The sequence below is a fragment of the Phreatobacter oligotrophus genome, assembly GCF_003046185.1.
Classification (GTDB): Bacteria; Pseudomonadota; Alphaproteobacteria; order Rhizobiales; family Phreatobacteraceae; genus Phreatobacter; species Phreatobacter oligotrophus.
The window spans coordinates 80127-92502 of sequence record NZ_PZZL01000005.1; the positions used below are offsets into that span (position 1 = coordinate 80127).

At 70.4% G+C, this 12376-nt stretch carries 11 protein-coding genes; 6 read left to right on the top strand and 5 right to left on the bottom strand.

The window, feature by feature from the left end:
* Nucleotides 1–289: 289 nt before the first annotated feature.
* Both C8P69_RS12660 and C8P69_RS12665 read left to right on the top strand, forming a co-directional pair.
* Nucleotides 290–3817, top strand: a complete 3528-nt coding sequence (locus C8P69_RS12660) for an SEL1-like repeat protein (RefSeq protein ID WP_146167334.1) — start codon at nt 290–292, stop codon at nt 3815–3817.
* Nucleotides 3818–3955: 138 nt separating this feature from the next.
* Nucleotides 3956–4501 (top strand): GNAT family N-acetyltransferase, encoded by a 546-nt coding sequence (locus C8P69_RS12665; RefSeq protein ID WP_108177698.1) that lies wholly within the window; start codon nt 3956–3958, stop codon nt 4499–4501.
* Nucleotides 4502–4586: 85 nt separating this feature from the next.
* On the opposite strand, the gene C8P69_RS23890 is transcribed toward C8P69_RS12665, so the two are convergent.
* Nucleotides 4587–5096: a hypothetical protein gene (locus tag C8P69_RS23890; RefSeq protein ID WP_170118231.1), complete on the bottom strand. Its 510-nt coding sequence runs from the start codon at nt 5094–5096 to the stop codon at nt 4587–4589.
* A gap of 187 nt (nt 5097–5283) precedes the next feature.
* On the opposite strand from C8P69_RS23890, the gene C8P69_RS12675 reads away from it, so the two are divergent.
* The 3 genes from C8P69_RS12675 (at nt 5284) to C8P69_RS12685 (ending at nt 7452) form a co-directional block, all read left to right on the top strand.
* On the top strand, nt 5284–6573 hold the full coding sequence (locus tag C8P69_RS12675; RefSeq protein WP_108177702.1) for a DUF445 domain-containing protein: 1290 nt from the start codon (nt 5284–5286) through the stop codon (nt 6571–6573).
* A 92-nt stretch (nt 6574–6665) separates the two neighbouring features.
* Nucleotides 6666–7091, top strand: a complete 426-nt coding sequence (locus C8P69_RS12680; RefSeq protein ID WP_108177704.1) for a phasin family protein — start codon at nt 6666–6668, stop codon at nt 7089–7091.
* Between the two features lie 154 nt (nt 7092–7245).
* A complete protein-coding gene (locus C8P69_RS12685) occupies nt 7246–7452 on the top strand; it encodes a YjiS-like domain-containing protein (RefSeq protein ID WP_108177706.1) in 207 nt (68 codons plus the stop codon).
* 19 nt (nt 7453–7471) lie between these two features.
* Here the strand turns inward: C8P69_RS12685 and C8P69_RS12690 are convergent, their stop codons facing one another.
* Nucleotides 7472–8863, bottom strand: coding sequence for a coiled-coil domain-containing protein (locus C8P69_RS12690; protein WP_108177708.1), 1392 nt, complete (start codon nt 8861–8863; stop codon nt 7472–7474).
* A gap of 114 nt (nt 8864–8977) precedes the next feature.
* A complete protein-coding gene (locus C8P69_RS12695) occupies nt 8978–9568 on the bottom strand; it encodes a DUF1134 domain-containing protein (RefSeq protein ID WP_108177710.1) in 591 nt (196 codons plus the stop codon).
* Between the two features lie 187 nt (nt 9569–9755).
* Between C8P69_RS12695 and C8P69_RS12700 the strand changes: the two genes are divergently transcribed.
* Entirely contained in the window at nt 9756–10256 is a 501-nt protein-coding gene (locus tag C8P69_RS12700) for a YHS domain-containing (seleno)protein (RefSeq protein WP_108177711.1), read from the top strand.
* 13 nt (nt 10257–10269) lie between these two features.
* Here the strand turns inward: C8P69_RS12700 and C8P69_RS12705 are convergent, their stop codons facing one another.
* Both C8P69_RS12705 and C8P69_RS12710 read right to left on the bottom strand, forming a co-directional pair.
* A complete protein-coding gene (locus tag C8P69_RS12705; RefSeq protein WP_108177713.1) occupies nt 10270–11223 on the bottom strand; it encodes a CE1 family esterase in 954 nt (317 codons plus the stop codon).
* Between the two features lie 59 nt (nt 11224–11282).
* Complete coding sequence (locus C8P69_RS12710) at nt 11283–12254, bottom strand: D-2-hydroxyacid dehydrogenase (protein WP_108178114.1); 972 nt, start codon at nt 12252–12254, stop codon at nt 11283–11285.
* Nucleotides 12255–12376: the final 122 nt, after the last annotated feature.

Consider the following 12376-nt stretch of genomic DNA (forward strand, 5'->3'; position numbering starts at 1 on the left):
CGGGTCCTGATCCACCCTTAGGGCCATGCCGATACGTTAGTTACCGTTAGGAGAAGGCGACGTACGCAGACAGCTAGGCCTACAAACACTTACCAGCGGTTTAACGGTTAACGCGTGTTTCCGGGACGCCGAAATTTTTCTGTTAACGCTCCATTTACCATGAGGACCGAGATTGCACGTGGGTCGTGCTGCGGCGGCACCCAAGGATTCGCCACCGAGAATGCCCCGAACGGAACCAGCCGTCCAGCACGGCTGCCGTGACGTCTGTTTCGCCAAGTGTGGACCCGGCATGCGACACACGATCCCCTGGAGCGTGAAAGGCGTCGATCAGGACGCGAGGGAGGCCGCGAAAGAGGCCGCCCGCCGCTCCGGCATGTCGCTGGGCGAATGGCTGAACACTGTCATCGCCGAACAGGCCGCCGACGCGGCCCCGGAAGAGCAGGATACCGGTCTTGCCACCGTCACCCGCCGGCTCGAATCGATTTCCCAGCGCCTCGACGCGGTGACCCGCCGCGAGAGCGCCACCGCCATTCCCGCCGCGACGATTGCCCGCACCGACCAGACCGACATCGTTCGGGCTCTCGACGCCGTGGCGCGGCTCGCCGAGATTTCCGAGCGCCGGTCCGCCGCCGCCATCGAGGCCGTCGAACGCCTCGGCTCGCGCCCCGCCGCCCCGCCGGCGATCGCCCCCGCCGTTCCGCAGGCCCCTGCCCCGCGCCAGGATCATAGCGCCGAACTCGACGCCATTGCCCGGTCGATCCGCAATCTCGACATGCCGGCCCCGCGCCAGCAGCCGGTCGAGCCGCCGGCCGCGCGCCGCGGCCTGCGCGGTGACATCGATTCCGCCATGGCGGAGATCGCCGCCCGCCAGCAGGCGCTTGCCGGTGGACGCGGCGCCCCCGCAGCCGTCGCCGCATCGGCGCCGGTGACCGTGGCCGCACCGCCGCTCGCGCCGGCCCAGCCGATCACCCTCGACCTCAGCCCGATCGCCAACCGGCTCGACACCCTGTCGCGCCAGATCGACACGGTCCTCGCCCAGGCCCGCCCGGCGGCGAAGCCCGCCGACGCCCAGCTCGCCGGCGAGATCGGCCGCCTGTCGCAGCGCATCGACACCCTCGCCACCCCCGTCGGGGACGGCCTGCACAGCGAGATCCGCAGCCTGTCGGGCCGCATCGAGCAGATGCGCCGCGAGCTTGCCGAGCGTGAAAGCGGCCAGCATGACCATGCGGTCGCCAGCCTGCGCGCCGACATCGCCGCCATGGCCGAGCAGCTCTCCGACCTCGCCCCGCGCCGTGCCGTCGAGTCGCTCGAGGCCGAGGTTCATGCCCTCGCCGACCGCCTCCACGAAATCCGCGCCAAGGGCCTGCCGGCCGAGCCGCTGCAGGACCTCATCGGCGAGTTCGAGCGCACCATTTCCCGCCTGATGCCCGCCGAGGGCATTGCCGAGGAGCTCCGCGACATGTCGCGGCGCATCGACGACCTCGCCGCCCGCGGCATGAGCCAGGCGCAGGTCGCCCGTCTCGCCGACGAGACCTCCGCCATTCGGTCCATGCTCGCCGACACGGTGAGCCGCGACGTGATCGACGCGCTCGGCGCACAGATCGCTGCGCTGGGCCGCCGCATCGACGACATGGCCCACGAGATGGCCGAGGAGCGCGCACGCCCCGCTCCCGCCAGCGACGTCACAGCCATCACCGCCGCCATCGAGGCGCGCATCGACGAAATCGCCGATCGCCTGGCCGCGACGCCGCGCCCTGCCGGACCGGCCGCCTCCAATCCCCAGCTGGAAGAGGCGCTGCGCCGCCTCGCCGACAAGCTGGAGGACACCCACACCCGTCCGGACGATCCGAAGGCCCTCGCCGAGATCGAGCGCCACATCCTCAGCCTCGCCGCGAAGATCGACGCCGCCGATGGCCGCTTCGCCCAGCTCGGAACCATCGAGCGCGGCCTCTCCGACCTCTTCGTGCAGATGGAGGAGATGCGGGCGAGCGCCGTGGAGGCCGCCGAGCGTGCGGCCCGCCAGGCGGTCGCCGCCGCGAATGCCGGCGCCACGCCCTCCGAGGGCGAGATCGAGGCGCTGCGCCGGGAGATTGCCGAAGTCCGCCGCGCCCGCGAGGCACTGGACGCAGCTCCGGCTGCCCAGACGGTCGATGCCGTCCAGCAGACCTTCGAGCGTGTCGCCCGTCGCATCGCCGAGATCGAACCGGCCGCTGCGCCCGCCGCCGCCGAGCCTGCCGCAGCCCCGGCCCGCGCCGAACCCGCCGCCGAGCGCCGGGCCGCTGCGCCTGTCGTCTCCGAGCGCGCCGCCTCCCCGGTTGCCCGCCAAGGCGCCCCGTCGCGCCCGCCGGGCAGCGTCGACCTGCCGCTTGAGCCGGGCTCGGGCGCCCCGCGCGTCCGCCCGCCGGCCCCCGGCGCCGCTCCGGCTTCGACCACCAACAAGACCGATTTCATCGCCGCCGCCCGCCGCGCCGCCAAGGCTGCCGCGGCCGAGCCGGCCCAGCGCGACGATGCGGCCGATGCGCCGGCGAAAGCCGGTTTCCTTGCCCGCTTCCGTGGCGGCGCGAAGCCCGCTGCGACCGATGAGGCCGCTCCCGCCAAGGAGCCGCGCTTCCGCCTGCCCGGCAGGGGTAGCAAGGCGGCCGCGCCAAAGGTCGAACCCGAGGTTGAGGCTGCCCAGGCCCCAGCCCCGGTGGCCGCACCCGCCGCCGAACCGGTGATCGAGATCGACGCGGCCGAGCGGCCCGTCGTGTCGGTCAATCGCAAGACCCTGCTCATGGGCATCGCCGCGGCGCTTCTGGTCCTCGCCGCCGGCATCGCCACCATGCCGAAGATCCGCAGCCTCATCGACGCCACCGGCACGCAGCAGGTTGCAGCGCCCCGCGCCGCCAGCGAGGCGCCCGCCGCACCTGCGGCCGTCGCTCCGGTGTCAGCCACGGCTCCTGCCGCTTCGACCGCCGCGCCCGCGCCCGCCGAGGCCGCACCCGCACCCGAACCTGCGGCGACACCACCCGCGACCGAGGCTGCGCCGGAGACCACCGGCTCGGTGGCCCGCACGCCGCCGACGGGCCCCGGCTCCACGCTGTCGCCGTCCGGCTGGCAGCCCATCGATACCCGCACGGGCCGTCCGGTCACCGTGCCGCCGGCCCTCAAGGCTGCGGCGGATGCCGGCGACCCCATCGCCGCCTTCGAACTCGGCACCCGCTATCTCGAAGGCCGCGGCGTCGCCGTCAGCGCCAGCGAGGCGGCGAAGTGGTATCAGCGCGCCGCCGATGCCGGTGTCGTCCCGGCGCAGTACCGCCTCGGCAGCCTTTATGAGAAGGGCACCGGCGTGCTGCGCGACTTCGAGCGCGCCCGCCGCCTCTACGAGCGCTCCGGCGAGGCCGGCAACGCCAAGGCCATGCACAATCTCGCGGTCATGTACGCCCAGGGCCAGATCACCCAGCGGCCGGACTATCGCGCCGCCGCGACCTGGTTCCGGCGCGCAGCCGAACACGGCGTCGCCGATAGCCAGTACAATCTCGGCATCCTCTATGCCCGTGGCCTCGGCGTCGAGCAGAGCCTCGCCGAGAGCTACAAGTGGTTCGCCCTCGCTGCCGCCAGTGGCGACCAGGACGCCGGCAAGAAGCGCGACGAGGTCGCCGCCCGCATCGACGCCCAGACCCTGGTCGCGGCGCGCCTCGCGGTGCAGACCTTCACCGCCAAGACCGAGCCCGAGCAGGCGGTGCGCGTCGCCGCCCCCGCCGAGTGGAACGACGCCCCGGCCGATCCGGCCCAGCCGGCGCGTCCTGCCCCCCGCCGCGCCCAGTCGACGCGCTGAGATTGCTCATTCAGGCCTGACACTCGCCGTGTCACGGCATGGTGAGCAGGCCCTGATTGACAATCATGGTGCACTGCACAATATCCGTTGCTCTAGGGATGTGAACGCCTCGGGATTTTGATTCACGAGGAGATCACCATGGCACGAGCCACCAATGCGCTCGGCACGATCCGCGAACTGTCCGGCCGCGACGCCGACCTTCATCGCGAGCACCTCCTGCGGCTCGACGCCGAAGGCCGTCGCGAGCGTTTCAACGGCGTCGCCGGCGACCACTTCATCCGCGACTATGCGGCGCGCTGTTTCGCCGGCCGCACCCGCGTCTTCGCCTTCATCGACGCCGAGGGCATCGTCCGCGGCGCGGCGGAGCTTCATGCTCCCGCGCAGGGCGAACCGGCCGACATCGCCTTCTCGGTCGAGCCGACCTTCCGCCAGTCGGGCATCGGCAGCCGCCTGTTCGAGGTCGTCATGTCAGCCGCCCGCTATTCGCGCTATCCGGAACTCCGCATCACCTCAACCGCCGGCAACCGCGCCATGCGGGCGCTCGCCCGCAAGTTCGGGGCCCGCTTCACCTTCGAGGCCGGCGAGGTCGTCGGCCTGATCGGCCTCGACGTCAGCCACGGCAAGGTGGCGGCCACCCGCCGCGCGCCAGCCCTACCGGCGGAGCGCTACGCCGCGGCCGTCTGAGACGCCTCACGGCCGAACGCCATAGAAAAAGCCCGCCGGATCGGTCCGGCGGGCTTTGTCATGTCAGGGGAAAGAGGAAGGGCGATCAGGCGGCCTTGGCAGCCTTCGTGGCCTTGGTGGCCTTGGTCACGATGGCCTCGGCCTCGGTGCGAAGGGTCTCGGCGCCCTCGGTGGCGAGGCCGCGCAGCGTGGCAAAGCTGGCCTCGGCGCGGGCGCGGTTGTCGTCGGCAAAGGCCTTGGCGAAGGCAACCTGGCGCTCAAGGGCAGCCTGCAGGCTGGGGGCCGCCAGGACATCGCGGGTCGCGTCGATCACCAGATTGGCATTGGCGACAGCGCCGGCGAAGGCATCACGCATCAGCGCAGCGCCGGTGCCGGCGGCAGCGACGGCGGCCTTCTCGGCCTTGGCGGCGGCGGCGAGGGAAGCCGTCTCGGCCTCGGCAAGGCCGGCCTTGGCCGCATCGGCGGCGCGGACGGCGAAATCCTTGAGAGCGGGCGGCGGGGTCATCGCGCCCGGCGTGCCACCGAAGGCCGCAAAAGCCTGCTTCATCTGGTTCAGGGCGGTGTCGGCTGCGGTCTTGAAGGTCTGGTCGAACATCTCGGTCTCCATTCTCGTGTGTGAGCCATGGTCCGCCGTCCGAGCGCGGCCCGGCGGATCACCGCTATATAGGCCATCTTATTGTGCATTGCAACATGAATGGTGCAACGCACAATCGGCGAACCCTTCCTGCGCGGGGGCGTTGCGCCTATCTCAGGACGGCAAGCCTTCAGGGAGACGGCCGATCATGGCGCCGGAGCAGACCGCGGACACCGAGGCCGCCCAACGCGAGCGTGAGAAGCAGGCCGCCCTCACCCGCGCCAAGCGGATGGCGACGCTGCTGCTGCTCACCAGCATCACCGTCATGGTCATCGCCAAGGCGCTGGAACACCGCCATCCCGCCTTCGGCTTCATCGCCGCCTTCGCGGAGGCCGCGACCATTGGCGGCCTCGCCGACTGGTATGCGGTGGTGGCGCTGTTCCGCCATCCTATGGGCCTGCCGATCCCGCACACCGCCATCATCCAGAAGAACCAATCCCGCATCGCCGACAGCCTCGGCAAGTTCGTCGAGACCAATTTCCTCGCTCCCGGCCCGGTGGGGGCCAAGCTGCGCGAGGTCGACTTCGCCTCGATGATCGCCGCCTGGCTCGCCGATCCCGCCAAGAGCGCCAGCCTGTCGCGCTTCGTCGTCAACCTGCTGCCGCAGGCGGTCGCCGGCATGGACCAGTCGCGCATGAAGGAGTTCCTGGCCGAACGGCTCACGGACCAGCTCAGCGCGCTGAAGCTGGGCCCGCTCGGCGCCAAGCTCCTCGGCGCCATCACCGAGGATCGCCGCCACCAGCGGCTGCTCGACGAGGTCATCGACGCGGTGGAGCGCATCCTCGCCGACCAGGCGACCATCGACGGCATCCGCGACAAGATCCGCCAGGAGCTGCCGACCCTCTTCAACCTGTTCAAGGCCGATGCCTATCTGCTCGGCCGCATCCTGAAGTCCACCGGCAGCTTCCTCGACGAGGTCCGCACCGATCCCGACCACGCGCTGCGGCTGGAATTCGACCGCTTCGTCGAGAACTTCATCGTCAGCCTGCGGGAGAGCCCGGATTACGAGGCCCGCGCCGAGAAGCTGAAACAGGACATTCTCGGCCGCCAGGAGGTCCGCGACCTCGCCCAGACGCTCTGGCGCAACCTGGTCGACTATGTCGAGCGCGACGCCTCCTCACCGGATTCCCGCATCGAGGCGCAGGTGACATTGATCCTCAGCCATGTCGGCGAGAAGCTCGCCACCGACCCGCGGCTGAAGGCGGAGATGAACGACGGCTTCGTCGTCACGCTGTCCACCCTGGTGGAGCAGCAGAAGAGCGGCGCCTCCCGCTTCATCGCCGATCAGGTCAAGGCCTGGAACATGCAGCAGCTCATCCGGTTGATCGAACTGAATGTGGGGCGCGACCTTCAGTACATCCGGCTCAACGGAACGCTGATCGGCGGTCTCGCAGGCCTCGTGCTGCACACGATCGAGGTGCTGATCCGCGCGTCTTGATGTGGTCATCGCCGAGGCCTAGCGTCGCTGCCGCCCGGGCAGGCATTCCCGGCGTCGTTCCCCGCTTTTGCCATGACCGATGGAGTTGCCCCATGACGCCCAATCCCCAGCCCTTTCTCGATATGTTCAAGAAGCTCGGCGAAGACCTGAAAGTGCCGGCCATGGACCTTGAGCCGATCCTCGCCCATCACCGCAAGAACCTTGAGGCGCTGGCCGCCAGCGGCAAGGCTGCGGCCGAGGGTGCGACCGCTCTCGCTGCCAAGCAGCGCGAGATCATGGAAGCCGCGGTGAAGGACATCCAGGAGGCCGCGCAAGGCTTTCGCATGCCCGGCAGCGCCCAGGAGATGATGGCGGCCCAGACCGACTTCGCCCGCCGCGCCATGGAGGCCGCGGTCAGGAACACGCGCGACCTCGCCGAACTCGTGCAGAAGTCCAACAGCGAGGCTGTCCGCGTCATCCATGACCGGATGCAGGAGAGCTTCGAGGAGATCCGCCAGGCGTTCCAGCGCAAGGCCTGAGCCGCCTGAAGACCTCCGCCATCAGCGGCCGCGCGAGAAAAATCCGCGCGGCCTTTGAACCTGCAACGCTTGAAACGCGACCCAAGGGCTCGAACGGCACGCCTGACACGCACCGCGTGTACATGGCCGCCATCCCAACCCCTGGAGTTTCGCCATGTCCTACGTCGCAACCTCGGCTTCCAAGCCGGCTTCCACCCTCTCGCTCCTCGCCGATCGCATCGCCGCCAGCGTCATCCGTCTCCTGCGCGAGATCAGGATCCGCAACGCGTCGAATGAGCTGCGCGGCCTCAGCCCCGCCCTCCTGAAGGACATGGGCATCGCCCGGTCCGATATCGATCGGGTGGTCCGTCAGGGCCGCTGAACCACGGCGCGGGCGGCGGTCACTCCGCCGCCTGCTTGCCCCTGCTGGCGTCGAGCGCCGCGCGGATGCGGTCGGCGAGCGGCAGGTCCGCGACCCGCCGGCGGCGACCGCCGGTCGCCGGAACCGCGGCGAGGATCTGGTCGATCCGCGAGTCCGGGCCTTCCAGCATGGCGGTGACGCGCGCCACTTCGATGGCGACGTCGTCGATGCGGGCGCGCAGATCCTCGGCCTGCCGGGCGTCGCGCGCCAGGGCCGTTTCAGCGGCCTTGGTCAGCGAGGATACCTGCCGCTGGATGCGGGTGCGGTCCTCGCGCACTTTGGCGAGCGACCCTTCCAGCATGTTCTTCTCGGCAATCGCCGTCTCGGCGGCAACCTGGAGCCGCCGCGCGGTCTCCGCGGCCTCGTCCCGCACGGCCTGGATCTCACGCGCCAGACGGTCGCGCTCGCCCTCGATGCGGGCTGCCGCGCGCTCGGCGGCGTCGCGGGCCGACTGTTCGCGGGCGGCCCGTTCCGTCTCGCCGGCAAGGGCCGCTTCCAGCCGCTGGCGCTCCTCGTCGAGCTTGGCGACCTTGGCCTCCTCGGCGGCGAGGGCCGCGGCGAGCCGCTTGACCTCGGCGGCCCGCTCGGATGCGGAGCGCGCTTCGGCCGTGAGCCGCGTGGAGGTCTCGGCGAGTTCCCGGCCGCGCGCGGCGAGGTCGGACTTGAGCCCGGCCACCTCCTCCTGCTCCCGCTTCAGCTGCGCCTGCAGATCGGCGAAGCGCTGGCGCTCGGCAGTCAGCAGGTTGGATGTCTCGGCATAGGTCAGGCGATGGGCGGCAAGGTCGCTGTTCGCCGAGGCGAGTTCCGCCGTCAGCGTGGCGATCTGGCTCCTCTGGTTGTCACCCTGGGTGCGCAGCGCCACGATTTCCACGCGCTGGGCATCGCTCTCGGCCACCTTCGCCTTGTGTTCGGCGGTCAGCGCAGCAAGAGCCGCATCGCGGGCGGCGATGGTCTCATTGGCGGAGGCGATCTCGGCCGATTTGGCGGCGATGGTCTCCCGCGCGTCGGCGATGACCCCTTCGAGCCGGCTCACCTCGGCCTCCCGCCCGGTGATGGTCGCGGCACGGCGGTCGAGCTCGGCCTCGAGGTCGCGGATGGTCTCGGTGCGCCGGGCGAGGTCGATGAGATGGCGGTTCGCCGCCTCGCGCTGGCGCTCCGCCTCGATCTCGGCCTGGCGGACGCGCAGCGCGCCTTCAGCCCGCACCTGATCCTTCTCGGCCTTGATCTCGGCCATGGAGAGCGGCATCGCCGCCTGGACGCGCCGCGTCGTGAGCCGCACCGCCCGCTGCCAGACAGCCCCCATCAGCGCCAGCGCCAGGAGGCCGGCGACGACGAAGCCCAGGACAAAGACCATGGCGGTCTCGATGGTCACGGCTCAGCGCCTCCTCTGACGGCCTGTTCCCTCTTCTGCCATGGGCGCAGCGCCGCGGGAAGGGCCGAGACGGTGGTACGAGAGCCCTTGGGGCTCCCGCCGCACCGCTCGCGATCAGAAGGGGTTCCAGGTCGGCCGGGAGGTGAACTTGAGGTAACCGCCATTGACGCCGAGGCGGGCGCCGACGCCCGTGCGGATCGGCACGACCAGCATGTTGTCGGCGCCGAGCGCCGTCATGCCGAGGCCGCCCACGAGATAGGCGGAGCCGTCGATGCCGATGAAACGGCGCTCCAGGTCGCTGACGTCGCGGACCCGGTAGGCCAGCATCATCGTGCGGGCGCCATCGCCGCCGAAGTCGAAGCCGAGCGAGGGGCCCTGCCAGTAGACCTTCGAGTCGCCGCCGCCCTTGGTGTAGAGCATGCCCTCGCCATAGCGCAGGCCCGCGACGAAGGCGCCGGAGCCCTCCTGTCCGAGGATATAGGCGCTCGGGCGGCCCCACTGCTGGGTGGCGCGCTCGACGAGATTGGCAAGGCCCCGGCTGGTGCCGCCGAAGAAGCGATGGCCGGCGCTCAGCACCTCATTGCCGGAAAACGTGCTGGGGGACTGCGAATCGTAAGACCGCTGGGCGAAGGCCGGACCGGCGACGAGGCTGGCTCCGAGGCCGGCAAGAAGGGTTCGGCGGTCGAGGGAGGCGGGGCGGCGCATGATGACCTCTCGATTGGCTCCGCGGTTCTGCGGATGGCGGAACGAACTGCCTACAGACTAGACCGGCGATGGTAACCATTTGGTCACCAGACGCGGATTTCAGCACGCGCGGTAAGACTCCGGTTACCCTCCGCCGGCATGGTCCGGTGGTGTCGGGATGCGAGATTCGGGACCAAAAATGTCAGTGATGAGGCAGTTCCTTCGTCCGCTGCTCCTCACCCTCGCGGTGACCGGTCTTTATGCGGGTGTCGCCGTGGTCATCGGCATGACCGGCGACGAGAGCCGCGCCGCGACCACCGAGCGCGTGGTCACCGATCGCCTCACCGGCCTGGCCATCTACGGCTACGACCCGGTCGCCTATTTCACCGAGAGCGAGCCCCGCGAGGGGGTCGCTGCCTATGAACTGTCCTGGGCGGGCGCCACCTGGCGCTTCAGCAACGAGGGCAACCGCGACGCCTTCATGCAGGACCCCTCGGTCTATGAGCCGCGCTATGGCGGCTATGATCCCGTCGCCATCGGCACGGGCGTTCCCACCCCCGGCCATCCCGGCGTCTGGCTGGTGCACAACCAGCGGCTCTACGTCTTCCATTCCGAGGCGAACCGGGCGCTGTTCATGACCAGCCCGGCCGAAGCGATCCAGCGGGCCGAGGGTCACTGGGCGCAGGTGAAGGCCCAGCTCGTCCCCTGACGGTTCGGCAGGGTCACGGGCGCCGCTTGTCGGCGAAGAAGGCCCAGATCTCCTCGTCCGTCTCCATGTCATGGTTCGGCTGGCCGAGCATGGCGCCGACCACCGGGCGCATGCGGCGCTCCGCGCGCGTGGGCGTGTGATGGCCGCCGCCATCGACCCGGTAGAGCCGCGCTGCGTGCCGGCATCCGGTGCCCTCGAGGATGGTGATGCGGGAATTGTCGGTGCTGTCCTGGTCGGGAAGCGCGCGCTCGCCCGTGCCGGTGCAGCCGTTACGGCCGCGGTAGAACGTGAGCGTGTCGGGAACCGAGACCATGCCGCTGTCCGGGTCCGACCCGGAACCGCGGCCGCCAAAGGGCGTGATGCGATCCTCCGTGCCCGCCACCATCACCACCGGCACGGCCGATGCGGGGCATGACCGGGCCCAGATGATCGACAGCGAGGCCAGCAGCGGCGCGCCGGCGGCGAAAAGATCGCCGGCCTCGCAGAGCAGCCTGTGAACCATGTGCCCGCCGCCGCCGACGCCGACGACATAGACCCGGCGCCGGTCGAGCCGGCCGCGAGTCTCCAGTTCCGAAAGCAGGGTGCGGATGAAGGCGACGTCGTCGACCCGCGCCAGCGGGTTGAAGCGGCGTCCGTCCGTCGGCCGCCCGTCGTTCCAGGCGCCGCGCACGCCCTGCGGATAGATGAGGATCAGCTTCTCCCGGCCACCGACCTCGTCCCAGGTGAAATAGCGGCGGATCTGCTCCGGGCTGCCGTTCTCGTCATGCAGGACGAGGACGACCGGCGCCCGCCGTCCCTGGGCGTGGTCGACCATGAGCGCCGTGCGATTGCCGCCCGGTAGCTGGAAGCTGAGCGTCGTCGTGGTCGACTGGCCGGGCGCGGGCAGCACACCCGCGAGCACGACGAAAACCATCGCCAGGCCGGCGAGCGCCTTCCTTCCCGAACGGATGAGACCGCCACGAATCATGTGTGAATTGGGCGCTCATCACTGCCGAATGACAATCCGGCTAAGCTGGTAGGACCGCGTCAGACGATACCGTTCTTCAGCGGCTCGCCGCGGCCCAGCCGGCCGAGATTCTCCACGAGGACGTCGACCACCCGCCGCTCGTAGGAGGCCGTCTCGCCGCCGGTATGCGGGGTGATCAGCACGTTCTCCATGGTCCAGAGCGGCGAGGCCTCCGGCAGCGGCTCCTCGCGCGTCACGTCCAGGCCGGCGGCGGCGATGGTGCCGGCCTGCAGGGCGGCGATCAGCGCGTCCTCGTCCACCACCTTGCCGCGGGCGCAGTTGATGAGATGGGCCGTCGGCTTCATCGCCTTGAGGCGCTGGGCGTTGATGAGGCCCTCCGTCTCGGGGGTGAGCGGGCAGGTCAGCACGACGATGTCGGCCTCGCCCAGCGCCCGGTCGAGATCGGCCGGGCCGACGAGTGCGTCGACATTCTCGACCCTGACCGACGTGTCGCGCTTGAGGCCGACGACGCGCATGTCGAAGGCCTTGGCGAAGCGGGCGAGACGCCCGCCAATGCCGCCGAGGCCGATGATGAGCATGGTCTTGGCCGCGAGTTCATCCTCGCGCGCCAGCGGATCGGAGATCATCCCGCGCCAGTGCTTGCGCGCCTGGTTGTCGCGCGCCGTGTGAATCATGCGCGACAGCGCAAGCGTCAGGCCCATGGCGTGCTCGGCAACGGCGATCGCATTGGCCCCCTGGGCGCTGGCGAGGCGGATGCCCTTCGCCTTCAGCGCGTCGAGGCCGAAGACGTCGATGCCGGCGCTTACCGACTGGATGAACCTCAGCTTGCCGGCCTTCTCGATCGGCGCGTTGCGCCAGAAGGCGGAGACGCAGACCACGTCGAAAGCGTCGATCCGCGCATGGAAATCGGCCGCCGAGCGGAACTCCTCGAAGCGGATGCCGGTGTTGCGCCGCGCGAACTCGGCGCCCAGCTGGTAGGCCGAATGGCCGAAGCCGATGGTGATGTCGGAGAGCGGGGGCAGCGCGGTCATGGCGGATCCTGGGGCGACGAAGGCGCCGATCTTCCCGATCGCGGCTCCCATGGCAATGGGGTGCGGCGCGGCCGGCCCATGCGACGCATAGCCGGTCCACAGGACGGCATGGGCCTTGCTAG

Bases quoted from the DNA above. Each gene is read 5' to 3' on its own strand.
- C8P69_RS12705 (WP_108177713.1), bottom strand. From the start codon at position 11,223: ATGATTCGTGGCGGTCTCATCCGTTCGGGAAGGAAGGCGCTCGCCGGC.
- C8P69_RS12680 (WP_108177704.1), top strand. From the start codon at position 6,666: ATGACGCCCAATCCCCAGCCCTTTCTCGATATGTTCAAGAAGCTCGGC.
- C8P69_RS12685 (WP_108177706.1), top strand. From the start codon at position 7,246: ATGTCCTACGTCGCAACCTCGGCTTCCAAGCCGGCTTCCACCCTCTCG.
- C8P69_RS12710 (WP_108178114.1), bottom strand. From the start codon at position 12,254: ATGACCGCGCTGCCCCCGCTCTCCGACATCACCATCGGCTTCGGCCAT.
- C8P69_RS12700 (WP_108177711.1), top strand. From the start codon at position 9,756: ATGAGGCAGTTCCTTCGTCCGCTGCTCCTCACCCTCGCGGTGACCGGT.
- C8P69_RS23890 (WP_170118231.1), bottom strand. From the start codon at position 5,096: ATGTTCGACCAGACCTTCAAGACCGCAGCCGACACCGCCCTGAACCAG.
- C8P69_RS12675 (WP_108177702.1), top strand. From the start codon at position 5,284: ATGGCGCCGGAGCAGACCGCGGACACCGAGGCCGCCCAACGCGAGCGT.
- C8P69_RS12695 (WP_108177710.1), bottom strand. From the start codon at position 9,568: ATGCGCCGCCCCGCCTCCCTCGACCGCCGAACCCTTCTTGCCGGCCTC.
- C8P69_RS12660 (WP_146167334.1), top strand. From the start codon at position 290: ATGCGACACACGATCCCCTGGAGCGTGAAAGGCGTCGATCAGGACGCG.
- C8P69_RS12665 (WP_108177698.1), top strand. From the start codon at position 3,956: ATGGCACGAGCCACCAATGCGCTCGGCACGATCCGCGAACTGTCCGGC.